Here is a 21,950-nt window from a genome sequence, read left to right as displayed (position 1 = left end):
CCATTTTTCTCCTTTTTTCCCGATCCACACGTCGGCGGAGACACATCCCCAGCAAAAGAGGTCCTATGGGCGCAGAAGAACCATTGCTCCGAGTAGAAGGCGTCGGCAAGGCGTACTTTTCCAACAGGGTGCTCAAAAACGTCAATTTCACCCTCGGCAAAGGACGCATCCTCGGCCTTGTCGGAGAGAACGGGGCGGGCAAGTCCACCCTGATGAACATCCTTTTCGGCATGCGCGTCATTCAGGAAACCGGCGGCTATGAAGGAAAAATTCTGATAGACGGAAAGGAAGTGAACTTCCGCAGTCCCATGGACGCGCTCAATGCCGGCATCGGCATGGTGCATCAGGAATTCTCCCTCATTCCCGGGTTCACCGTGGCGGAAAACATCGTGCTCAACCGTGAAACACTGGTGTACAATCCGCTGGTGGAAGCCTTCGGCGACCGCCTCACCACCCTCGACCGCGCCTCCATGACGCGCCGGGCCGACGACGCCATCGCCAGACTCAACATCGAGCTCGACAGCTCCACCCCCATTTCCGAACTGCCCGTGGGCTACAAGCAGTTCACGGAAATTGCCCGTGAAATCGACAAGAAGGGCACCCGTCTGCTCGTGCTCGACGAACCTACCGCCGTGCTCACCGAAAGCGAAGCCGACATTCTGCTCGACTCCATGCGCCGTCTGGCCGCGCAGGGCATTTCCATCATCTTCATCTCGCACCGTCTCCAGGAAGTCATGAGCGTGTGCGACGACATCGTCATTCTGCGCGACGGCGAGGTGGTGCTCCAGACCACGCCCGCCGAAACCAGCGTGCGCCAGATAGCAAGCGCCATGGTGGGCCGCAAGATCGACCGCGCCGAAGGCGTCGAGGAAGCGCGGGAGCTCTCGAACAAGGTCGTCATGGACATCGAACACCTCTGGGTGGACATGCCCGGCGAAACCGTACGCGACGTGAACCTCACCGTGTTCGAGGGCGAAATTCTCGGCATCGGCGGCATGGCCGGTCAGGGCAAGCTCGGCATCGCCAACGGCATCATGGGCCTGCATCCTTCGGGGGGCAAGGTCACCTTTCACGGCAAAAACGTGGAGCTCAACAATCCCGTTTCGCCGCTTTCCATGGGCATTTCCGCCGTGTCCGAAGATCGGCGCGGCGTCGGCCTTCTGCTTGAGGAATCCATTGCCTGGAACATCATCTTCACCTCGCTCCAGACACAGAAACGCTTTCTCAGAAGCTTCGGCCCGCTGAAAATTCGCGACGAACAGGCCATTGCCGAATGCGCCCGCAAGTACATCCGCGATCTGGAAATCAAATGCACTGGCGAAAAGCAGCTCGTGCAGGAACTTTCCGGCGGCAATCAGCAGAAGGTGTGCCTTGCCAAGGCCTTTGAAACCAGGCCGAAACTGCTCTTCGTGGCCGAGCCCACCCGCGGCATCGACGTGGGCGCGAAAAAAGTGGTGCTCGACACCCTGAAACGCTACAACCGCGAACACGGCATGACCGTGGTGGTCATTTCCTCCGAACTTGAGGAACTGCGTTCCGTCTGCGACCGCATCGCCATCATCGACAAGGGAGCCGTGGCGGGCATTCTGCCTGCGAGCACGCCTTCCGAAGCCTTCGGCTATCTGCTCATGGGCGCAGGCGCCGCCGAGGCCGAAAAGGCCGCCACAGACAATTCCAACGGTACGGAGGCGGCAAGCGCATGAACCGCATCAAGAAATTCATCGAAGAAGCCGGATGGCCCCGCATTCTCATTGCGGTGTTTCTGGTGATCCTGTTTCTGGTGGCTCCCTTCGTGGGCGTGCCCGTGGACGCCGCCCTCAGCGACACGCTCGTGCGCTTCGGCATGAACGGCGTGCTCGTGCTCGCCATGGTGCCCATGGTGCAGTCCGGCTGCGGACTCAACTTCGGCCTGCCGCTCGGCATCATCGCCGGCCTGCTCGGCGCGGTCACCAGCGTGGAACTCGAAGCCAGAGGCATTCCCGGCGTGTTCGCGGCCATGGCCATCGCCACGCCCATCGCCGTGATTCTCGGCTGGGGATACGGACTGCTGCTCAACAAGGTCAAGGGCGAAGAAATGATGATCGCCACCTACGTGGGCTTCTCCTCCGTGGCGTTCATGTGCATCATGTGGCTCGTGCTGCCCTATTCCAGCTCGAACATGGTGTGGGGCTACGCGGGCGTGGGCCTGCGCACCACCGTGTCGGTGGAAGAGTTCTGGCAGCGCGCCATCAGCGACATCGCCGCCTTCAACATCGGCGAATCCTTCTACTTCCCCACCGGCATGTTCCTGTTCTTCCTGCTGCTGTGCGGCCTCATGTGGATTTTCATGCGCACCCGCACCGGCACGGCCATGACCACCGTGGGCTCCAATCCCGAATACGCCCGCGCGAGCGGCGTGAACATCAACCGCATGCGCACCCTTTCGGTCATTCTTTCCACCTGGCTCGGCGCGCTCGGCATCATCGTCTATGAGCAGAGCTTCGGCTTCATTCAGCTCTACATGGGCCCGTTCATGATGGCCTTCCCGGCCGTGGCCGCCCTGCTCATCGGCGGCGCTTCCGTGAAAAAGGCCTCCATCATCAACGTTATCGTGGGCACGTTCCTCTTCCAGGGCATACTGACCATGACGCCTTCGGTCATCAACAGCATGCTGCAGACCGACATGTCCGAAGTCATCCGCATCATCGTGTCCAACGGCATGATTCTCTACGCCCTGACCCGTGTGACAAAGGTAAGATCATGAAAAGCTCGTCCGGCGGCAATGCCGTCACACTCTTCTGCATGCGCAACGCCGTGCCCATCGTCTTTCTGCTGGTGAGCGCCATCGGCATCTACTATTCCCAGTTCACGGCCGAGTACCTGATTCAGGAAATGCTCACCAGACTCGCCAGAAACTCCTTCCTCGTGCTCTCGCTGCTCATTCCCATCATGGCGGGCATGGGCCTCAACTTCGGCATGGTGCTCGGCGCCATGGCCGGGCAGATAGGACTCATCTTCATCAGCGACTGGAACGTCTCCGGTCTGTACGGCATGGCACTCGCCGCCCTCATCGCCACCCCGCTCGCCATCCTCTTCGGCTGGATGTGCGGCGTGGTGCTCAACAAGGCCCGCGGCCGCGAAATGGTCACCTCGTACATTCTCGGCTTCTTCATGAACGGCGTGTATCAGCTCGCGGTGCTCTACGGCTTCGGCAGCCTCGTACCCATTCTGAATCCCGAACTCGTGCTCTCCCGCGGCTACGGCATCCGCAACGTGACCAATCTCGACAACATCCGCGGCTCGCTCGACAACGCCATCGCGCTCGACATCATGGGCATACACGTGCCGCTTGCCACGTTCCTGCTCATCGCGGTGTTCTGTCTGTTCATCGTGTGGTTCCGCCGCACCAAGCTCGGCCAGGACATGCGCGCCACCGGTCAGGATCTTTCCGTGGCCCACGCCGCGGGCATTCCGGTCATGCGCACCCGCATCATTTCCATCGTCATCTCCACCGTGCTCGCCGCCTACGGACAGATCATCTTCCTGCAGAACGTGGGCACCCTGAACACCTACAACAGCCACGAACAGGCCGGCGTGTTCGCCATCGCCTCCCTGCTCGTGGGCGGCGCCACCGTGGCGCGCGCGTCCATCGTCAACGTGTTCACGGGCGTGCTGCTCTTCCACCTCATGTTCGTGGTGTCTCCCATGGCGGGCAAATATCTGGTGGGCGACGCGCAGATAGGCGAATACTTCCGCGTGTTCGTGTGCTACGCCATCATTTCCCTTGCGCTCGTGCTGCACGCCTGGCGTCGCCACGCCGACAAGGAACGCGCCCGCGCCGCCCTGCGCGGCGAATCCGGAGGTGCCGCATGAGAGAGCTCCCCAACCGCAGACGCGTCATTCTCAAGCATATTCTCGTCAACTGCGTGCTTGTTCTGCTGCTCATCGGTCTCGGCGTGTGGTGCTATATGCAGGGCAAGACCTACAAGCTTTCGCTCGGCAACTACGCCTTCACCGGGCAGGACGGTCAGGAACATCCGGCGCTGGAAGCCGTGGAAGTGTTCATCGACGACAAGGAGCCCGTGTTCCTGCTGGAAGACGACAGCGGCACCGGCGAGGCCACGGGACGACAGCACATCATGGTCATCAAGCTCCTGGATGAAAACGACAAGCCCATCGAAAGCCGCACGCTCAAGTTCAGCGTGGCGGATCTCGACGACAATCTGGACGTGAACGTGGCCGAATTCTGGCTGCGGGCCAAATAGCGCTTCGCCGACGGCAAAGCAGAAACGCGGCGCTTTCCCAAAAGGAACGCCGCGTTTTTTTGCGCCCCGCGTACGGCGATGCCGAGCCTCCGCCGGGCTCAGGGAGCACAGATCGCGCGCCGGACGGCTTTCCCAGTGCCGCCCCTCGGCCTGCCCCGCTCGCGGCGCGGAGAGGATTCACTGCGCCGCTTTTCTTGCGCCGCCTTCCTGACCGCCTTCGTTGGGCCGTCGGCCTTCGTGCGGCCTCTTGCGCCGACGCTTTTCCGCCCGCGCATTGCAGACTTCCTCACGGCTGCGCCCTTGCCGCCGTTTTGCAGAAATCGCGTTTTCCCCGCCGCTCATGCTGCTCCTGCCCGGGCAGAGCCCCCCCGCCGCATCCTTCTCCGCAGGCCGAAACGTTCTGCGAAATTTCCGCGCATGAGCGCCCGGCAACAGGGCCGTCCCGCCTTCCGCAGGCGCTCCGCACCGTCCCCCGACCTCTTGCATCGCGTCGCACCGCAAACGCGCTTCCCAGAGACTTGCCCGAACACGTTCCCGTTGCGCCGTCCAAAAGCCGCCACGAAAGCGTCTCCCGCGCTCAACAACGCCCCCCGCCGCAAATCTGCCGAGCAGTAGGCAGCGAACGAACTCACGCCCGCCCGGGCTTTCCCATCAACATCGAGCCCTGGCGCAGGGCGAAAAAAAGGGGGGAAATCATTCCCCCCTCGTGTCATCGCTTTCAGTGCGTCGAAATCAACGATTGCCCAGACAGGACTATTCGTCTCTGCCGAGCAGCGCACGCGCAAAGTCGTGCGGATCGAACGGACGCAGGTCCTCCATTTTTTCGCCGAGGCCCACAAAGGTGATGGGCAGCTCGAACTGACTGGCCACGGCCAGCGCCACGCCGCCCTTGGCCGTGCCGTCGAGCTTGGTGAGAATGATTTCGTTCACGCCGCTCGTGTCCTTGAACATCTTGGTCTGCTGGAGCGCGTTCTGACCCGTGGTGGCGTCGATGACGAGAATGGTGCGGTGCGGCGCTCCGGGGAGCTTGCGTTCCACCACCATGCGAATCTTGTGCAGTTCGTCCATGAGGTTGGACTTGGTGTGCAGACGTCCGGCCGTGTCGATGAACAGCACGTCGTAGCCGCCCTGCATGGCCTTGTCCATGGCCTCAAAGGCCACGGCCGCAGGATCGGCCCCCATGCCCTTGGCGTGGAAGTCCGCGCCGATGCGCCGGGCCCACACTTCGAGCTGTTCCACGGCCGCCGCGCGGAAGGTGTCGGCTGCGGCAATGAGCACCTTCTTGCCCTGCATCTTGGCCCGATAGGCCAGCTTGGCAATGGTGGTGGTCTTGCCTACGCCGTTCACGCCCACCATGAGAATGACTTCCGGCGGATTCACCGCGGCGATGCGCCGGGGCGTTTTGAAAATGGCCTCCACTTCCTGTTCAAGCAGCGGCATGAGCCCGTCGGGCGTGGTCACGCCCTCCGCGCGGGCACGATCCTTCAGGCGACGCACCAGGGCCAGCGAGGGCTCCGCGCCCATGTCGGCCATGATGAACAGCTCTTCCATTTCGTCCCAGAATTCCGCGGTGAGCTCGGTATGCCCGGCCATGAGCGCGGAAAGCCCCTGCCCGAAGCGGGCGCGGGTGCGCGCAAGGCCGCTCTGCAGCTTGGCAAACAGCCGGTCGCGCTCGTCTTCCTCATCCTCCATGTCGAGGGCAAGGGCCAGACGATACTGAAGTTCCGACCTGAAGTCCTCCAGCCAATGATATTCCATGCGGTCGAGCCAGCCGCGGAAATCGTCCAGGAACTCGCGGGCTTCGTTTTCCGGAGTTTCCAGCGCGCGGAGCAGGAAAGCCAGGCGCTTCCACAGAAGGTCGTCCGCTTCCTCCACGCCGTCCAGCACCACGGCCAGCCACGCGGAAAGCTTGGGCTCCGCCTGACGCAAGGCCAACGTGAGGGCTTCTTCCTCTTCGGAACGCGCAACCGGCGCAGCGGCAGACGCCGCCTCGTCCTTCGTCCGGGCCGCTTCCTCAGTCTTCTGCTTCTCGCTTTCAACCGTCTTTTCCGGCGCGGCATCGGGCGTCGGAGCTTTTGAAACTTCCGCAGCTTCGGCAGGCTCCGCCGTCTCTTCGACTTCGACGCCCGTCTTCTCCCCGGAAGGCTCATCTTCTGCCGTCGCCGCAGATTCGGCATCCCGCGCTTCCGGCTCTTCTTCCGAGGCCGGAGCGCTCACAGCCGGTTCCTGCGCCGCCGACTCCTGCGTTGCGGAAGGCTTTGCTTCTTCCTGCGCCGATTCGGCCGACTTTTCTGCGGAAGCCTGCGCCGCCTCGTCTCTGGGAGCCTCGGTTTTGGCGGCGTCGGCCTCTCCGGCGTGACCTCCTCCGGAGAAAAACTTTTTAACGGCGGAGAAAAATCCCATGCTTCACCTCTGCTCCTACTTATTGCGAATAACCTTGACGGTATCGCCCACCTTGACGCGGGTGGACTGATCCATGCCGTTGAGAGCCAGAAGCTCCATGGGCTTCATATTGAACTTGCGGGAAATGCTCCACAGCGTTTCTCCGTTCTGCACGCTGTATTCGGCAATGCTGCTCGCGCTCTTGCGCGCGGGAGCATGCGCCTGAACACGCCGCGCGGGAGAAGCCTGACGCGTGTCGTTCTGCGCCACAGCGGTGGTCTTTCCGGCGGGAATCTTCAGCACCTGGCCGGGCGAGAGACTGCCGAGGGCGTCCGCACCACCGTTGACGGCGGCAAGTTCGGCAAAGGAGATGTTGTACTTGCGCGAAATGGCGTAGGCGGTTTCGCCCGACTGCACCGTGTGCGAGGCGAGACTCGGAGCGGAACGCCTTGCAGGCGCAGACTTGGACGCCACGACGACAGGCGCAGACTTGGATGCCACGGCGACGGGTGCGGAAAGACGAATGACCTGTCCGACTCTCAGGGTGTCCAGCTTATCGGCGCCGCCGTTGGCCGCGTACAGATCGTCGACATCCATGTCGTACTTGCGGGCGATGGCCGTGAGCGTGTCGCCGCTCTGCACCTTGTAGGTGGCGGGCACGCTGCGCACGGAGGAACGGCGTCCCTTGAGCTCGGCCAGCGCGCTGGAAGCGTGATCGCCGCCCTTCGCCGCTCTCACGGACGTGCGGCGGCCGGAATTGGAAGCAATGGCCGTGTCGCGCGAAGGCTCGGAGGGCACGAAGGCGGGCAGGTTTCTGCCGTTGGCGGGCAACCGAAGCTGACTGCCGCGCTTCAGCGATCCGGGATTGAGCTGCCTGATGACGGAAGCGGGCACGCCGGTGCGGGAGCTCACCTTGGCGTAGGTGTCGCCGCGGCGCACGGTGTAGTAGCGCCAGCCGGCCCCGGAAACCGTACCGCTCAGCACGCGTCTGGCAAGGGCTTCCTTGTTGCGGGGCACGTACGCGGTGGACGTGCGTCCCGCAGGAGAGATGGAGCGCAGAAAATGCGGATTATAGGCCTGAAATTCCTTCCAGTTCATGCCGAGACGGCGGCTCAGTTCCACAAGGTCGGTGGCGGATCTGACCGATACCGGAGACACGGGAAGCAGCACGGGATGCTCGTCGTCGGGCGAGGAAGGCTGAAGTCCCAGCGTTTCGGCGTTGCGCATGATCTTGGAAATGGCAAGGAAGCGGGGCACGTAGAGCGCCGTTTCCTCGCGAAGCTGGAGCTTGTAGTCGAGGGTGTCGTTTTTCTGAATGATTTCGTGGAGCTTGCTGGCTCCCGTCGCTTCCTTGGCGCGGCCTATCTTGCCTTCGCCGCCGTTGTAGGAAGCCACGGCGAGATGCCAGTCGTGGAAAATGTCGTAGAGGCGGGCAAGGTAGCTTGCCGCCGCTTCGGTGGAGCGGTACGGATCGCGACGTTCGTCCATCCACCAGTCCTGACGCAGGCCGTAGGATCGGCCCGTGGAGGAAATGAACTGCCACATGCCCACGGCGTTGGAGCGGGACACGGCCATGGGATTGTATCCGCTTTCCAGATAGGCGAGATAGGCGAGATCTTCGGGGAGTCCGCGGGAACGGAACACGCTCTTGGTGTAGTTCAGATAGGGAATGCTGTTGCGCAGGAAGTTTTCCATGGTTCCCCGGCGTTCGCGCGAGTACTTCACGAAGTGATAGCGCACCTGCCGTTCCATGCCCGGGCTCAGATTTCTGTCCAGCTTGGAGGTGCTGGAATACGCCTTTTTCTCGGCGGAAGTGAGGGAGGAAAGAGAACCCAGATCCACGGCTTCCTGCCGGGCTTGGGACGCCAGCAGGTCCGGGGATTCCACCGTCTGCTGTTTGCCGCAGGCGGAAAGCATCATCAGCACTGCCATTCCCGCAAGGGGAAGGCAGCACAGTTTGCCAATTTTCATGTCAGCGCTCCATCATGTGGACTTGCATCTCGAACAAAAGCAGGATACCAGCCAGAGAGCACGTTGCCAAAAACATGCCCCGAAGGCCGAGAAAAACACATGCCCGCAGACCGGAAACACGTCGGTTTTCCTGAAAAAGCGGGCGACCGGGGAAAGGAAACACGAATGTTTTCCCGCGACCTGCTCCCAATAAGGGGCAAGAATACCTTGAAAAGGGCGGAGATTCAATCGGCCGTGACCGCCCCATGCCCGATTTTTTAACGTTATCCAGCGGAAATAACTTATAATGACGACGACTGACAAAGATATGGAAAATTTTTTGCCGGGCATGAAGCCCGTGCTGGAGCTTCTGGAACGCGAGCCCGAGAGGGTGGACATGGTGTATGTGCGCAAGGGACGCGCCAGCGCCGAAAGCTCCCGTCTGCTTGATCTGTGCCGCGAGTACGGCGTGCGCTTCTCCCTCGTGAACGACGACACGCTCTCGCGCATGGCCGCCCATGCGGGACATCAGGGCGTCATTGCGCGCCTGCGCGACGCCGCGTTCACACCGTGGGAAACCTTTCTGGAACAGGCCGCGCACGCGCCGCTGCCGCTCATGGTGGCGCTCGATCAGGTGCAGGATCCCGGCAACGTGGGCACGCTGGCCCGCACGCTCTTTGCCATGGGCGGCGCCGGACTCATTCTGCCGAAGCACAACAGCGCCTTTCTCGGCCCCGGCGCCCGTCGTTCCGCCGCCGGCGCGCTGGAGCGCCTGCCCATCACGCAGGTGGTCAATCTTTCCCGCGCGGTGAAGGAAGCCCGGGAGGCCGGATTCGTGACCTGCGCCGCGCAGAAGGTGGACAACAGCGTGAATCCGCTCACGGAAAAGCTGCCGCTGCCCGCCCTGCTGGTGCTCGGCAACGAAGACAAGGGCGTGCGCCCCGGCGTGCTCAAGCACTGCGAATGCAGCCTGTGCATTCCCTTCCGGCGCGAGTTCGACTCCCTCAACGTGGCGCAGGCCGGAGCCATTCTCATTTCCTGCTTCGCGCGCTCGCTGGAGCTCTGAAGCCTGCCCGGTTTTCGGGCAAAATGCGGACGCCTCCCGAATCGGGATTTTTCCCGTGCGTCCGCGCCCGGCGGCATAGAGCAAGAATAAAAGAAAGAGACGGAGCCGCTCTTCCCGCTCGTCCGTCCCCGGCGGGGAACCTCCCCAGGGCATTTCCGCGAAACGCTGCTCTATCGCCCCGCTGCGGCAGAATCCACGCGCCCGGGAAGTTCCCCACGTCTCCCGTATCGAGCGCCCAGGCAAAAGGCCCTGAGCCACTCCGTCATTCCCCAACACAAAACGCCGCCCGGACACCTCGTCCGAACGGCGTTTTTTCATTCGTCCACTGAGCGGGAACCCGGCGGATTGCCGCGCACCCGAAGCAGCACTACATCTTCACCGGACGCGGACCGAAAATTTCCGTGCCCACGCGGATGATGGTGGCTCCTTCCTCCACGGCTTCGCGATAGTCGCCGGACATGCCCATGGAAAGCTCGGGCAGCGGCAGGCCGAAACGACGAACCATGTCGTCGCGCAGTTCGCGCAGACGCGCAAAGTACGGCCGCGCGGCCTCGCCCTCGCCGCAGCGGGGCGGCAGGCACATGAGGCCGAGCACACGGAGTCCGGGCCCTTCGGCGCTTATGAGATCATCCTGCAGAAGCTGCTCGAAAAGTCCGGCCAGATCGGCGGGATGCACGCCGGATTTCTGCGGCTCCTCGCCGATGTTCACCTGAATGAGCGCGTCCTGCGTTGCGCCTTCCGGCAGACGGCGCGAAAGGGCGCGCGCGAGCTCTTCGCGATCGAGCGTGTGCAGCAGCGCAAAGCGCCCGGCCACGTCCTTGGCCTTGTTGGTCTGCACCGGACCTATGGCGTGCCAGCGGATGTCGAGATCCGCAAGTTCCGCCTGCTTGGCGCGGGCTTCCTGAATGTAGTTTTCTCCGAAATCCTTCTGGCCGAGACGGCACAGCTCGGCGATGTCCGACGCGGGATGAAATTTCGACACCGCCACAAGGCGCACGCTTCCCTGTTCGCGTCCGGCCCTGCGCACGGCTTCGGCCATGCCGTCCAGCACTCCTCTCCAGCGTTCTTCCAGCAATGTCATGTTCAATCCTTTGCCCCTGAGGCGCAATCTTCGGAAAAAAGGGCCGCCCGGAGGCGACCCTGAAATCCGCTATTCGTTTTCAAATCCGAGGTCGTGGAGCAGTTCGGTGTCCTCGGCCCAGTTGTCCTTCACCTTCACCCACAGCTGCAGATGCACCTTGCCGCCGATGAGCTTCTGAATGTCCCGCCGGGCCTCCGTGCCGATTTCCTTGATGGTGGCTCCCGCGCGGCCGATGACCATGGCCTTGTGCGAAGGACGCTGCACGAAGATCACCGCGTGAATGACGGTGAGATCGCGTTCCGGATCCTCCTCCCAGGCTTCGATGTCCACGGCGGTGGTGTACGGCACTTCCTGACGCAGGCGCTCAAACACCTTTTCGCGCACGATTTCCGCGGCAAGAAAGCGCGTGGGCGCGGTGGAAAGCTGATCCTCCGGGAACTGGGAGTCGCCCTCGGGCATCATGTTCACGATGATCTTCTTGAGCTCGTCGAGTCCGTCCTTGGTCAGGGCCGACATGGGGAAGACTTCGGCCTTCGGGAAATATTCCTGAAGCGTCACCAGAAGCGGCAGCATGCGGGACTTGTCATGGAACAGATCGACCTTGTTCACCACCACGAGCAGCGGACGCTCGTCTTCCGCCAGCGCGTCGCGCAGCGACTGGATGTCGCGTTCGAGAAATTCCGGTCTGCGGATGTAGAGCTCGGAGTCGAGCACCAGCATCACGGCGTGGGCGGCGGCCATGCTCTGCCACGCGGCCTGACTCATCATCTTGCTCAGATGGCCGCGCTGCTGCTGACGCGAATGGTTCACGCCGGGGGTGTCCATGAAAATGACCTGCGCGCCCGGTTCCGACATGATACCCACCACGCGGCTGCGCGTGGTCTGCGGCTTGGAGGTCACAATGCTGATCTTCTGCCCCAGCAGCGCGTTGAGCAGCGTGGACTTTCCGGCATTGGGCGGGCCCATGAGCGCCACCCAGCCGCAACGGTGTTCATTCTGTATTCTGGTCATAATATCTCCGGTATGATGTATGCGGACGCCCTTCTCCCTGCGGAAGAAGCGTCCGTCTGATGTCGAAAAGGATTTTTCAGCTTGTACTACGCGGGGCTGAACGTCAAGAGTCTATTCCCGCGTCTCTGCGGGAAGCGGACAGGATTCTTCCAGATACTCGCAGAACGCGTCCATCTCCGGGCCGTGATCGAAGCCCGAAATGTGTCCCATGCCGTGCGCGAGCAGGCGTTTCGCGTGCGTTTCCGGGGCCTGACCGTAGAGCACGCATTCGCGCTCCAGCGTGTCGGCGCTGAGAAGAAGCGTGCCGAGCTCGCCCGCTTCGCCGGGAAAGCTCAAAATGTTGGTGGGGCCGGAGCAGCCGAGATTGCGGAGATTCACGGAAGCGATGTCGCCGTCGCCCGCCACGATAAGCTGCACGGGAAGCTCTTCCGGGGCAATGCTCGAACGTTCGGCCGCGCGGGGCCCGTTCGACTGCCCGGGCAGCATGCCCGCTTCGGCCGCGGCCGCGCGCATGGCGGCAAGCCACGAGAGCCACTCCCGCCGGCAGAAGCGGCACGGACGGCGCATCTCCACGCTGAGGCCGGTCAACATGCTCATGCGTCCTTCTCCGGGCTGTCCACGCTTTCTCCGTCGCCCGCCGAGGTATCACCGGGGACCGATTCACCGCCGGGGGCGGGGGCGTCGCCCGATGCCGCATTGCCCGATGCCGTGCCGTCGCCGGAAGTTGCGCTGCCTCCCGGGGCCTTGGCGTTCGCTTCGCGTCCGTAGGGCCTGGCGCATGCCGCGGCACTGCCGCAGGCGCCCTGCTCCGATGCCCGGTCCGTCTGTGCCGAACGTTCCGTCTGCGCGCCCTTCTCCCGCTTTTCCTTCGAGCGGCCGGGTTCAATCACCCATTCCGGCCGCAGCTCCTCGGCTTCGTCCCTGCGGCCTTCCTCGCTCTTGCGGCCGCTCTTGTGGGGATCGGGCTTTTCCTCGGGGTAGGCGATGCGCTGATGAAAAAGTCCCGTGATGCCGCGCACGAAGCTGTCGATGAGCTTGTTCAGATCACGGAAGGTCAGGTCGGATTCATCGAGCTGCCCTTCGGCGTACACGCCCTTCACTATCTTGGTGACGTGGGCCCGGATGCGGGCCGGCGTGGGATCGACCAGCGTGCGGCTCGACGCCTCCACGGAGTCGGCCAGCATGACGATGGCGGCTTCCTTGGTCTGCGGACGCGGGCCGGGATAGGAGTAGTCCTGAAGGCGCGGATTTTCGCCCATCTGCTGGGCCTTGTTGTAAAAATACATGGCTCCGCGCGTGCCGTGATGCTGCACGATGATGTCGGTGATCTCGCGGCCGAGGTGATATTCCTCCGCAAGTTCCGCGCCCTGCTTGACGTGGGAGAAGAGAATGAGCGCGCTCATGGCGGGCGAGAGCTTGTCGTGCGGATTGGGGCCGCCGAACTGATTTTCCACGAAATACTCGGGGCGGGAAATCTTGCCGATGTCGTGATAGAGCGCGCCCACCTTGCACAGCAGGCTGTTGGCACCGATGGCCGCGGCTCCGGCCTCCACGAGGTTGGAGACCACCAGCGAGTGATGATAGGTGCCGGGCACCGTCATCATAAGTTCCTGAAGCAGCGGATGTTCCAGATTCATGAGCTCCATCATGCGGAAGCGGGTGGTGTAGCCCATGAGCATTTCCAGCACGGGGCTGAGTGCGAAGAGCAGAAACAGCGAACCCACGGCGTTGCAGATGAGCGCGAGCAGCAGGAAGGGAAGCTGCGCCCATTCCAGATGGATGAACAGCGCCGCGCCGAGGCCGGTCATGAGCATCCAGATGAGCAGCGGAACGCTGCCCCAGACCACGTCCTGCCTGTTCTGCGCCCGCAGCACAAGCCAAGTGTTGGTCATGGACGACATGAAATAGAAGAAGAACAGCGCGATTTCGCCGCGGAAAATGACCGTGGCGAAGAAGGAGAGCACGAGTCCCACGGTGCAGTAGCGGCGCGCGGCGAAAATGAGCGCCGCCATGCCCGTGCCGCCCGCCACCGGGAAGGCGAAGGCCAGCACGTGCGCCGTGGAGGCCGAAGCCGCCTCCACAAGAACGTACATGGTACACCACGCCGTGCCGCCGAAAAACACGAGCAGCAGCGCGATGAGGTTCTGATCCTTGGTGCGCAGCACCGTGCCCTTGTTGCCGCTCGGCGTGATGAACAGGCCGAGCAGCAGAAAAAGTCCCAGCACCACGCAGCCGCCGAACACGTGCCAGTCCACCACGCCGGGGGTGGCGCGGAAGAGCGCCTGCAGCTTTATCTGCTGTTCGTGGGTCACCATGTCGCCGGCGCGCACCAGCACTTCGCCGGGCTGCACCTTGTAGAACACGGGCTCCACGGCGGCGAGCATTTCCTCGTTGCGCTGGCTGGTCACTTCCTGATTCACGGCAAGCGAAGGCACCACCATGAGCGGCATGACTTCCTGAAGCACCACCTTGGCACGGGAATTGAGCTTGTCCTCGGCGCGCAGTTTGCGCCCCAGCGCCACCTGGAACGAACGCAGATCCTTGAGGCCGCCGGCCTGCGTGCGCAGCACTTCCGTGCCGCTGTCCAGATCGCGCACGATGACGGCGTTGTCGGTGTTGGCTATCTGACGCATGTCGGCGATGACGCCGTTCGACAGCGTGGATTCCATCCACGGAATGAGCGTGCCCAGAAGATATTCCTGCACGTAGGAGGCCGTCAGCTGCCGGAAGGCCGCGGCCGAAACGTCGGAGAGATGCCGTTCGTTGAAGGCGCGGCGCACGTTTTCCAGACCGGCATTGTCCAGCCCGCGCTTGTTGATTTCGTCGATGAGACCGAGACTTTCCTCCCGGAAGCTCTCGATGGCCTTCTTGTCGATGTCGAAGACCATGGGCTGCAGCGCCAGCGCCCTGTCGCGGCGCAGCTGCGTGGCCTGCGGATCCTCCACGAGCAGATCCCTGTCGGAAACCACGTCGTGCGCGGCGATCTCCCCGGCGGGATACACCACGCGGGCCGTTCGGCCGGGCTGGATGGCGCACAAAAGAGAAATGAACACCAGTGCCGCCGCCAGGGACAAAAGTCCCCAGTCGTGGTGATGGTGCATGAACATGGAACGGGAATGTCCCCAGAGCTGGGAAACGCTTACCGGAGATATCTTCCTAGTTTTTTTCATAAATATCGTAAGCTTCCACGATACGGCCCACCAGCGGATGGCGAACCACGTCGGAGCTGTGGAAATGGTGGAAGGCCACGCCCCGCACGCCTTCGAGCACCTTCAGCGCATGCACGAGTCCGGAACGGGTTTCTCCTTCCTTTTCTCCGTCCCTCAGAAAGGCTCTGTTCACGGGAGGAAGGTCTATCTGCGTCACGTCGCCGGTGACCACCACGCGGGAGCCGAAGCCCATGCGGGTGAGAAACATCTTCATCTGTTCGCGGGTGGTGTTCTGCGCTTCATCGAGAATGAGGAAGGCGTCGTTGAGCGTACGGCCGCGCATGAAGGCCAGCGGGGCCACCTCGATGACGCCGGCCTCCTGCTTCTGGGCAAAGCCCTGCGGCCCGAGCATGTCGCTGAGCGCGTCGTAAAGGGGGCGCAGGTAGGGGTTCACCTTGTCTTCCATGTCGCCGGGCAGAAAGCCGAGCTTTTCTCCGGCTTCCACGGCGGGCCTTGTGAGCACTATTTTCTTCACGCGCTTTGCGGCGAGCATGGAAATGGCCATGGCCACGGCCAGATAGGTCTTGCCCGTGCCCGCAGGACCGGTGGCGAACACAAGCTCGTTGCGGCGCAGAAGCTCCATGTACTGCCGCTGCGCCGTGTTGCGCGCCACGATGCTCTTGCGCGGGGACACGATGACGCTCGCCTCGCGGAACATCTTGCTGATGTCGGCATGAGGATTGCGCAGAAGCTCCTCATAGCCCTGAAGAAGATCTTCGCCCCGCAGCGTATGCCCGCTGCGCAGAAGTCCGTACCCCTGCGTAAAAAGATTGAGCAGCAGCTCCCGCTGCGCCGGACGCGGGTCACTCACGGTAAGTTCCGTGCCCCGCGTCTGCAGATCCGCGCCGGAAGCGTCGGATATCAGTTCCAGATGGGCGTTCAGGGGGCCGAAAAGCTGACTGGCCAGACCGGCGTCGTCGAAGGCCAGCGTTTCCGCATAGGACGATTTCACACGCATATCCTGTTTTTCCGTTGAGCCGCGGGCCGCGCCCCCGGCATGGTTTTCTTCCTTACGCCAAAACAGGCAAAGAGTCCACAGCCGCCGAAATCTCCCTCGAACCCGTCAGTTTTCCTTGCGTTCCCCGGCAGGGACGCGTCTTTTTTCCCGCCCGGAGACGTTATTTTTTTGTTCCGCCGCCCGCGCCGGAACGATACAAAAGAGACTTCGTCGTCACATTCATGCAACAAAGAGTCCCGCGGGCGCTTTTTCCCGAACCTTCGCGCCGGAACGACTGTTTAAAACGCCGAAAAATTTTTTCCTCTCCTGTTTTGAAAATAACGTCGATTTTATAACTAACCCGTTGAACTGATGAATTTTAACGCTTATCCGGTAATAACTGTTATTTTTCTTCCCCCCTTGTCATAAAACAAAACGGGTTTTACTATAGCGCCGCTCTCCAGGAAGAGTCCTTTATTATAACGAACGAACAGTTCCGTCTCCTTCGTCGGAGACCGGAGGTAAGGTTTTTCATGTCTTTCCCCGCGTTGAAAATCGGTGATCTGGTCGCCCGCACGCCCATCGTTCAGGGCGGCATGGGCGTCGGCATATCTCTTTCCAAACTGGCGTCCGCCGTGGCCAACGAAGGCGGCATCGGCGTCATCGCCGGAGCCATGGTCGGCATGCGCGAGCCCGACGTGGCTTCCAATCCCGTGGAAGCCAACGTCCGCGCCCTGCGCCGCGAAATCGAAAAGGCCCGCGCCGCCACCAGGGGCATCATCGGCGTGAACATCATGGTCGCGCTCACCACCTTTGCCGAAATGGTGCGCACCGCCGTCGAAGCGCGCGCCGACGTCATTTTCTCCGGCGCCGGCCTGCCCATGGATCTGCCGAAAATCTTTCTCGACGCCTGCGCCCAGAAAAAGGAAGAATTCCGCACCAAGCTCGTGCCCATCGTGTCTTCCGGCCGCGCCGCCACGCTCATCGCCAAAAAGTGGATGCACAAAACCGGCCTCATTCCCGACGCCTTCGTGCTCGAAGGCCCCAAGGCCGGCGGACATCTCGGCTTTTCCGAAGAGCACATCTTCGACGAGGCCTTCTCCCTCGAACATCTGGTCTCCGGCGTAGTCGACGCCGCCAAGGCTCTGGAAGACAAGGCCGGACGTGCCATTCCCGTGATTGCGGGCGGCGGCGTGTTCAGCGGCGCGGACATCGCCAAAATGCTCTCGCTCGGCGCTTCCGGCGTGCAGATGGCCACCCGCTTCGTGGCCACGGACGAATGCGACGCGGACATCCGTTTCAAGCAGGCCTACGTGGACGCAAAGGAAGAAGACGTGACCATCATTCACAGCCCGGTGGGCATGCCCGGCCGCGCCCTGAACAATTCCTTCATCGAGGCCGCGCGCGAAGGCAAGAGAAAACCCTTCAAGTGCGTGTTCCACTGCATCAAGACCTGCGATCCGAGCACCACGCCCTACTGCATTTCCTCGGCGCTCATCAACGCCATGAAGGGCAATCTCGACAAGGGCTTCGTGTTCTGCGGGGCCAACGTGGCCCGCGTGAAAAGCATCGTTTCCGTTCACGAACTCATGGAAACCCTGCGCAGGGAATACGACGAATGCCTTGCCAAAAAGGAATCCGCCGCCGGATGATTCCGCATTTCCGGCGTTCCGCCGCGCGTTCCGAAGAACGACGGCGGAACGCTCTTCCTGAGCAGAAAACGCCGCCGAAAAGACGGCGTTTTCCTTTTTAAACAGCGAATCTTCCGCAATTCTCCCCGTTCTGACAGGATCAGGCAATTAATCGAAAGGATAGTATCTATTCCGCCCGTTTCATGAACGTTATCGTCAGTGAAACAACGCGGGCGACCACCCCCGTCGCCGACGCGCGGAGGAATCATGAACCGGCGAAACTTTCTCAAACGCGCTCTCATGGCCACGGCCGCCGGAGGCCTGCTTCTCTCCGGCGCGGCGTCTTCCCTTTCCGAAGCGCGCGGCGCAGAACACGACAAGGAGAAAAAGATGAAGATTCTCGTTCTCACCGGCAGCCCGAGGGAACACGGCAATTCCAACACGCTGGCCGATCACTTCATCAAAGGCGCGCAGGAAGCCGGACACGACGTGTTCCGATTCGACGCCGCGCAGAAAAGCGTTCATCCCTGCATCGCCTGCAACAGCTGCGGCATGGACGGCCCCTGCGTGTTCGATGACGACGACTTCAGTCTCGTGCGCGAGCACATCGTTTCCGCCGATCTCGTGGCCTTCGTCACGCCCATGTACTACTTCGGCATATCCGCCCAGCTCAAGGCCGTCATCGACCGCTTCTACGCCATAAACGGCTCCATTCACACGCCGAAGCAGGCCGTGCTCCTCATGACCTACGCCAACACCTCAAGGCGCGACGAAAGCCCCATGCTCACGCACTACGAAGTGCTGCTGGACTACCTCGGCTGGACCGACGCCGGACGCGTCGTCGCTCCCGGCGTGTGGACCGAAGGCTCCATACGAAACACGACCTTCCCCGAACAGGCCTACCGCCTCGGCAAAGGACTGCGCCTTCAGAAAGAGAGCGCGCTATGAAACGACGCGCCTTTCTCGGCATGATGGCGGGAGCCGCCGTTGCGGCAGGCGCAGGCGGCGTGTTCGCCTTTCTGCGTCAGGAACAGTTCGGAGCCCTGCCCGAAGGCGAAGATATGCGCCGCATTCTGCGCTCGCCGCACTATGCCGACGGAGCCTTCCACAACCTCATTGAGCGCCCCGTGCTCAGCGACAACAGCACCTTTGCGGGCGCGCTGCTCCGCTCTCTCGTGGAAGAGCGCCCCAATCCCGCGCCGAGCGCGCCTGTTCCCTCCCAAAAGCCCGACCTTCTCTCGCGCGGCCGCTCCGAAAACATCGTGGTCTGGCTCGGGCATTCCAGCTTTTTCCTCCAGCTGGGCGGCAAACGCCTGCTCATTGATCCGGTGTTCAGCGATCACGCCGCGCCGGTGTCGTTCAGCACGCGGGCCTTTGCCGGAAGCACGCCCTGCACGGCGCGAGACATGCCAGACATCGACGCCCTGCTCATTTCCCACGATCACTGGGATCACCTGGACTACCCCACGGTCACGGCGCTGAAAACGCGCGTCGGCCTTGTCGCGTGCGGACTCGGCACGGGCGCGCATTTTCGGCGCTGGGGCTTTGAGCGCAAGCGCATCCGCGAGGCCGACTGGGGCGACGGCATCGACCTGAACGGCGTTCGCATCCGCTTCGTCACGGCCAGCCACTATTCCGGCCGCACTCTCACGCAGAACAAGACCCTGTGGACCGGCTTCATGCTGGAAGCGCCGGACTGCCGCGTCTTCTTCAGCGGCGACAGCGGCTACGGCCCCCACTTCGCCGACATCGGACAAAAGCTCGGCGCGCCGGATCTCGCGCTGCTCGACTGCGGACAGTACAACGAGCGCTGGAAGTACATCCACATGACGCCGGAAGAGGCCGTGCAGGCGGCGCAGGATCTGGGCGCAAAGGCGCTGCTGCCCGCGCACATCGGCAAGTTCGCCCTGGCCTATCACCCCTGGGACGAGCCGTTCCGCCGCGTGACTGCCGCCTCGCAGGGAAAATCGTTCCGCCTGGTCACGCCGATCATCGGTGACGTCGTGTCCCTGACGCATCCTCTGCCGGAATTTCCCCGCTGGTGGGAAGCGCTGGCCGCCCGGCAGGCCTAACGGGGCGCGGCGAAGGCGCAAAGGGCGCTTGCGGGGAAAGGGCCCGGGCCGCTGCGGCACGAACATCGCGCGTATCCACTCTCCCGCCGGAAAGGGGACCGAAGTCAGGAGGCGATCTTGCCGTCGCAACGTGCGCGCCCGCCGAAAAGGCTCCGGCAACACGAAGTCTGCGTCGGGCTCCCGACCGGTCTGCGCGTTGAGCACGCCGGGCCGAAAAACATGTTCTTTTACTCTGGCGGAGGTCATGGCCATGTCGGAACAGCTGCAACGGATCAGGCAACTGCAGGAATCGCTGAAAGAAAAAATGCTCCGCTATCTGGAGTCTCCCCAAAATTTTGCCACGGCCGTGGAGGGCTTTCACCTCGTCCGCCGCGAAGACGGCGGAGCGCCGGAACAGTGCTTTGAAAAGCCTCTCGTCGGACTCGTGGTGCAGGGCGCGAAGCATTCGGTCATGGCCGGACAGGAGTTTGTCTATACGGAAAACCAGACCGTCGTTGCAGGCGTGGACATGCCCATTGCGTCCTACGTAATCAATCCCACGCACGAAAAGCCGTTCCTCTTCGCCTACGTCTATCTGGAGAAAAAAACGCTCTCCTCCCTGGCCCTGGAAATGAAGGACGCGCTGCCCGAAAGCAACGAAGAAAGTGCAGGCGTTTCCGTGGCCGACGCCGACGTCGACGTCATGGAAATGTTTCTGCGGCTTATCGAGCTTCTGAAAAAGCCCGAACAGATTCCCGTCCGCGCGCCCATGATGCTGCGCGAACTGCACTATCTTCTGCTCATCAGTCCGCACGGCCCGCTGCTTCGCCGTCTGAACACGCCGGGCACGCAGAATCATCAGGTCATGCAGGCCATCAGCTGGATACGGGAAAACTACAAAAATCCGCTGAAGGTGGAATCGCTGGCCAGACAGGTGAACATGTCCGCATCCAATCTGCACCGTCACTTCAAGCTGCTCACGGGCCTGAGTCCGCTGCAGTATCAGAAGCAGCTTCGCCTGTACGAGGCCCAGCGCCTCATGCTGGTGGAGCACGAACGCGCTTCCAGCGCGGCCCTCAGCGTGGGCTATGAAAGCGTGACGCAGTTCAACAGGGAATACAAACGGGTGTTCGGCGAACCGCCGCTGCGCGACATGAACCGCCGCAGAACCATGTCCGGCCTCTCCTGACGAAGGCGCGGCCACGCAGATCGCGTCGGAACCTCAAGCCCCGACGCCCAAGCGACGCGCCCGCCGCGCCGACGACAAAAAACGCGAGGACAAGCGGCGCTCGTAATCCAAAGAAGTGTCCGGAAGAACTTGCGTCTGCTAAAAGGCCGCCCTGCGGGAAAAGCAAAACCCGAAGCCAAAACACGCAAAAAACAACGCGCGAAACAAAAGCTCAAGCGCTGTCCCTGCAAGCGGGGCGACGCACAAGGCAAAAGCGCCAAAGGTTCCAGACACGCGACAAGTCGCAAAGCGCAAAACCGAAGATATCCTCCTGCACCCACGACAAAGGGCGGCCCTGAAAGCCGCCCTTTCCGTCTGAGCACTGCTCCCGCTCTCACCCAGAAGCGGAGAGCCCGCATTTATTCGGCCGTTTTGAACCCCAGACCGCTCAGCCATTCGTTCACGTCGTCGGCCGCGCCGGACACGCGGGAGCCGCGCACCTCGAAGCCCTTGAGCATGCGGGCCTGCGGGCACAGCGCTTTGAGATCTCTCTCGCTGCGCCCGAAGCGGCTGCCCTCGTGAGTGCAGAACGGAATGACGGTCCGATTGCCGAGATCATACTTTTCAAGAAGCGTGAAGAACGGCATGGGCAGCGTGCCCCACCAGTTTGGATACCCGATGAACACCGTGTCGTAGCCGTCCAGCGGAGGCAGCTTCGTGGCAATGGCCGGGCGGGCGTTCGCTTCCTGTTCCTTCTTTGCCTCGTCCACCACGGCGTCGTAGTCTTCGGGATAAGGCTTCACGGTTTTCAGTTCCACCATGTCGCCGCCCACGCGCTCGTGGATGAATCCTGCAAGACGACGCGTGTTGCCGCTATGAGAAAAATACACGATGAGCACCTTTCTTCCTCCCGCTTCCGCGGCCAGAGCCCGCGGGGAAAACAGCGCGGGCGCGGCCAGCGCGGCGGCCCCCAGCGCAAGAGTCTTCAGAAAAACGCGTCTCGATGCGACGCCGACCTCAACAGAACGCATGTCTGCCGACATGCGGCGATCGTCAGAGTGACTCACAACCGTCTCCTGTTCATGACGCCGGGCTCTGCGCCCGGCGGAAAAAACGTGCATACCAAGCCCGCTCCGCGCGAATGCGGAGCGCTTCAGTCAGGCGAAAACCGCCTTTTGTCGGAAAAAGCTACTTGCCCGCAGCCGGAGCCACGGCGTTCA

17 protein-coding genes are annotated in these 21,950 nt (G+C 62.3%); 9 read left to right on the top strand and 8 right to left on the bottom strand.

The genetic code is table 11. From position 1 onward, the window contains the following. Nucleotides 1–83: 83 nt before the first annotated feature. The 4 genes from ACZM96_RS01535 to ACZM96_RS01520 are packed head-to-tail and all read left to right on the top strand — an operon-like array spanning nucleotide 84 to nucleotide 4,244. Nucleotides 84–1,703 carry a sugar ABC transporter ATP-binding protein gene (locus tag ACZM96_RS01535; RefSeq protein WP_489486881.1) on the top strand — a complete coding sequence of 540 codons (1,620 nt, stop codon included), beginning with the start codon at nucleotides 84–86 and terminating at the stop codon, nucleotides 1,701–1,703. Beyond that, the gene (locus tag ACZM96_RS01530) at nucleotides 1,700–2,743 is read left to right on the top strand and encodes an ABC transporter permease subunit (RefSeq protein ID WP_294485351.1); all 1,044 of its coding nucleotides are present in this window, start codon (nucleotides 1,700–1,702) and stop codon (nucleotides 2,741–2,743) included. Before ACZM96_RS01535 ends, ACZM96_RS01530 begins: the two co-directional genes overlap by 4 nt. Continuing rightward, nucleotides 2,740–3,852 carry an ABC transporter permease gene (locus ACZM96_RS01525; RefSeq protein WP_489486879.1) on the top strand — a complete coding sequence of 371 codons (1,113 nt, stop codon included), beginning with the start codon at nucleotides 2,740–2,742 and terminating at the stop codon, nucleotides 3,850–3,852. Before ACZM96_RS01530 ends, ACZM96_RS01525 begins: the two co-directional genes overlap by 4 nt. After that, nucleotides 3,849–4,244, top strand: coding sequence for a DUF6672 family protein (locus ACZM96_RS01520; protein WP_489486877.1), 396 nt, complete (start codon nucleotides 3,849–3,851; stop codon nucleotides 4,242–4,244). Before ACZM96_RS01525 ends, ACZM96_RS01520 begins: the two co-directional genes overlap by 4 nt. A 753-nt stretch (nucleotides 4,245–4,997) precedes the next feature. Here the strand turns inward: ACZM96_RS01520 and ftsY are convergent. Then, nucleotides 4,998–6,647: a signal recognition particle-docking protein FtsY gene (gene ftsY, locus ACZM96_RS01515; protein ID WP_489486875.1), complete on the bottom strand. Its 1,650-nt coding sequence runs from the start codon at nucleotides 6,645–6,647 to the stop codon at nucleotides 4,998–5,000. Between the two features lie 15 nt (nucleotides 6,648–6,662). Then, nucleotides 6,663–8,597 (bottom strand): LysM peptidoglycan-binding domain-containing protein, encoded by a 1,935-nt coding sequence (locus ACZM96_RS01510; RefSeq protein WP_489486874.1) that lies wholly within the window; start codon nucleotides 8,595–8,597, stop codon nucleotides 6,663–6,665. Nucleotides 8,598–8,904: 307 nt separating this feature from the next. Between ACZM96_RS01510 and ACZM96_RS01505 the strand changes: the two genes are divergently transcribed. Further along, a complete protein-coding gene (locus ACZM96_RS01505) occupies nucleotides 8,905–9,642 on the top strand; it encodes a TrmH family RNA methyltransferase (RefSeq protein WP_363315661.1) in 738 nt (245 codons plus the stop codon). A 367-nt stretch (nucleotides 9,643–10,009) separates the two neighbouring features. Here ACZM96_RS01505 and ACZM96_RS01500 read toward each other — a convergent pair whose 3' ends face one another. From ACZM96_RS01500 to ACZM96_RS01480, 5 genes are all read right to left on the bottom strand, one after another. Beyond that, nucleotides 10,010–10,723: a YggS family pyridoxal phosphate-dependent enzyme gene (locus tag ACZM96_RS01500; RefSeq protein ID WP_489486872.1), complete on the bottom strand. Its 714-nt coding sequence runs from the start codon at nucleotides 10,721–10,723 to the stop codon at nucleotides 10,010–10,012. A 69-nt stretch (nucleotides 10,724–10,792) separates the two neighbouring features. Then, nucleotides 10,793–11,734, bottom strand: coding sequence for a GTPase Era (gene era, locus ACZM96_RS01495; RefSeq protein WP_489486870.1), 942 nt, complete (start codon nucleotides 11,732–11,734; stop codon nucleotides 10,793–10,795). A gap of 111 nt (nucleotides 11,735–11,845) precedes the next feature. Continuing rightward, the gene (ybeY, locus tag ACZM96_RS01490) at nucleotides 11,846–12,331 is read right to left on the bottom strand and encodes an rRNA maturation RNase YbeY (RefSeq protein WP_489486869.1); all 486 of its coding nucleotides are present in this window, start codon (nucleotides 12,329–12,331) and stop codon (nucleotides 11,846–11,848) included. Then, entirely contained in the window at nucleotides 12,328–14,904 is a 2,577-nt protein-coding gene (locus ACZM96_RS01485) for an HD family phosphohydrolase (RefSeq protein ID WP_489486867.1), read from the bottom strand. Before ACZM96_RS01485 ends, ybeY begins: the two co-directional genes overlap by 4 nt. Further along, nucleotides 14,891–15,901: a PhoH family protein gene (locus ACZM96_RS01480; protein ID WP_489486865.1), complete on the bottom strand. Its 1,011-nt coding sequence runs from the start codon at nucleotides 15,899–15,901 to the stop codon at nucleotides 14,891–14,893. The genes ACZM96_RS01485 and ACZM96_RS01480 overlap by 14 nt, the downstream gene beginning before the upstream one ends. 512 nt (nucleotides 15,902–16,413) lie before the next feature. Between ACZM96_RS01480 and ACZM96_RS01475 the strand changes: the two genes are divergently transcribed. The 4 genes from ACZM96_RS01475 (at nucleotide 16,414) to ACZM96_RS01460 (ending at nucleotide 20,751) form a co-directional block, all read left to right on the top strand. Beyond that, entirely contained in the window at nucleotides 16,414–17,532 is a 1,119-nt protein-coding gene (locus tag ACZM96_RS01475) for an NAD(P)H-dependent flavin oxidoreductase (RefSeq protein WP_489486864.1), read from the top strand. Between the two features lie 246 nt (nucleotides 17,533–17,778). Then, a complete protein-coding gene (locus ACZM96_RS01470; RefSeq protein ID WP_489486862.1) occupies nucleotides 17,779–18,459 on the top strand; it encodes a flavodoxin family protein in 681 nt (226 codons plus the stop codon). Then, entirely contained in the window at nucleotides 18,456–19,583 is a 1,128-nt protein-coding gene (locus ACZM96_RS01465; RefSeq protein ID WP_489486860.1) for an MBL fold metallo-hydrolase, read from the top strand. The genes ACZM96_RS01470 and ACZM96_RS01465 overlap by 4 nt, the downstream gene beginning before the upstream one ends. 304 nt (nucleotides 19,584–19,887) lie before the next feature. After that, on the top strand, nucleotides 19,888–20,751 hold the full coding sequence (locus tag ACZM96_RS01460; protein ID WP_489486858.1) for an AraC family transcriptional regulator: 864 nt from the start codon (nucleotides 19,888–19,890) through the stop codon (nucleotides 20,749–20,751). Nucleotides 20,752–21,149: 398 nt separating this feature from the next. Here the strand turns inward: ACZM96_RS01460 and ACZM96_RS01455 are convergent, their stop codons facing one another. Next, complete coding sequence (locus tag ACZM96_RS01455) at nucleotides 21,150–21,797, bottom strand: flavodoxin (RefSeq protein ID WP_489486856.1); 648 nt, start codon at nucleotides 21,795–21,797, stop codon at nucleotides 21,150–21,152. Nucleotides 21,798–21,950: the final 153 nt, after the last annotated feature.

It is taken from the genome of Mailhella sp., assembly GCF_057866825.1.
The sequence above is the reverse complement of the archived record's forward strand: the minus strand, read 5'-3'. Positions and strand labels throughout refer to the sequence as shown.

Bases quoted from the DNA above. Each gene is read 5' to 3' on its own strand.
- ACZM96_RS01485 (WP_489486867.1), bottom strand. From the start codon at position 14,904: ATGAAAAAAACTAGGAAGATATCTCCGGTAAGCGTTTCCCAGCTCTGG.
- ACZM96_RS01530 (WP_294485351.1), top strand. From the start codon at position 1,700: ATGAACCGCATCAAGAAATTCATCGAAGAAGCCGGATGGCCCCGCATT.
- ACZM96_RS01470 (WP_489486862.1), top strand. From the start codon at position 17,779: ATGAACCGGCGAAACTTTCTCAAACGCGCTCTCATGGCCACGGCCGCC.
- ACZM96_RS01460 (WP_489486858.1), top strand. From the start codon at position 19,888: ATGCTCCGCTATCTGGAGTCTCCCCAAAATTTTGCCACGGCCGTGGAG.
- ACZM96_RS01510 (WP_489486874.1), bottom strand. From the start codon at position 8,597: ATGAAAATTGGCAAACTGTGCTGCCTTCCCCTTGCGGGAATGGCAGTG.
- ACZM96_RS01520 (WP_489486877.1), top strand. From the start codon at position 3,849: ATGAGAGAGCTCCCCAACCGCAGACGCGTCATTCTCAAGCATATTCTC.
- ACZM96_RS01465 (WP_489486860.1), top strand. From the start codon at position 18,456: ATGAAACGACGCGCCTTTCTCGGCATGATGGCGGGAGCCGCCGTTGCG.
- ftsY (WP_489486875.1), bottom strand. From the start codon at position 6,647: ATGGGATTTTTCTCCGCCGTTAAAAAGTTTTTCTCCGGAGGAGGTCAC.
- era (WP_489486870.1), bottom strand. From the start codon at position 11,734: ATGACCAGAATACAGAATGAACACCGTTGCGGCTGGGTGGCGCTCATG.
- ybeY (WP_489486869.1), bottom strand. From the start codon at position 12,331: ATGAGCATGTTGACCGGCCTCAGCGTGGAGATGCGCCGTCCGTGCCGC.
- ACZM96_RS01475 (WP_489486864.1), top strand. From the start codon at position 16,414: ATGTCTTTCCCCGCGTTGAAAATCGGTGATCTGGTCGCCCGCACGCCC.
- ACZM96_RS01525 (WP_489486879.1), top strand. From the start codon at position 2,740: ATGAAAAGCTCGTCCGGCGGCAATGCCGTCACACTCTTCTGCATGCGC.
- ACZM96_RS01500 (WP_489486872.1), bottom strand. From the start codon at position 10,723: ATGACATTGCTGGAAGAACGCTGGAGAGGAGTGCTGGACGGCATGGCC.
- ACZM96_RS01505 (WP_363315661.1), top strand. From the start codon at position 8,905: ATGGAAAATTTTTTGCCGGGCATGAAGCCCGTGCTGGAGCTTCTGGAA.
- ACZM96_RS01480 (WP_489486865.1), bottom strand. From the start codon at position 15,901: ATGCGTGTGAAATCGTCCTATGCGGAAACGCTGGCCTTCGACGACGCC.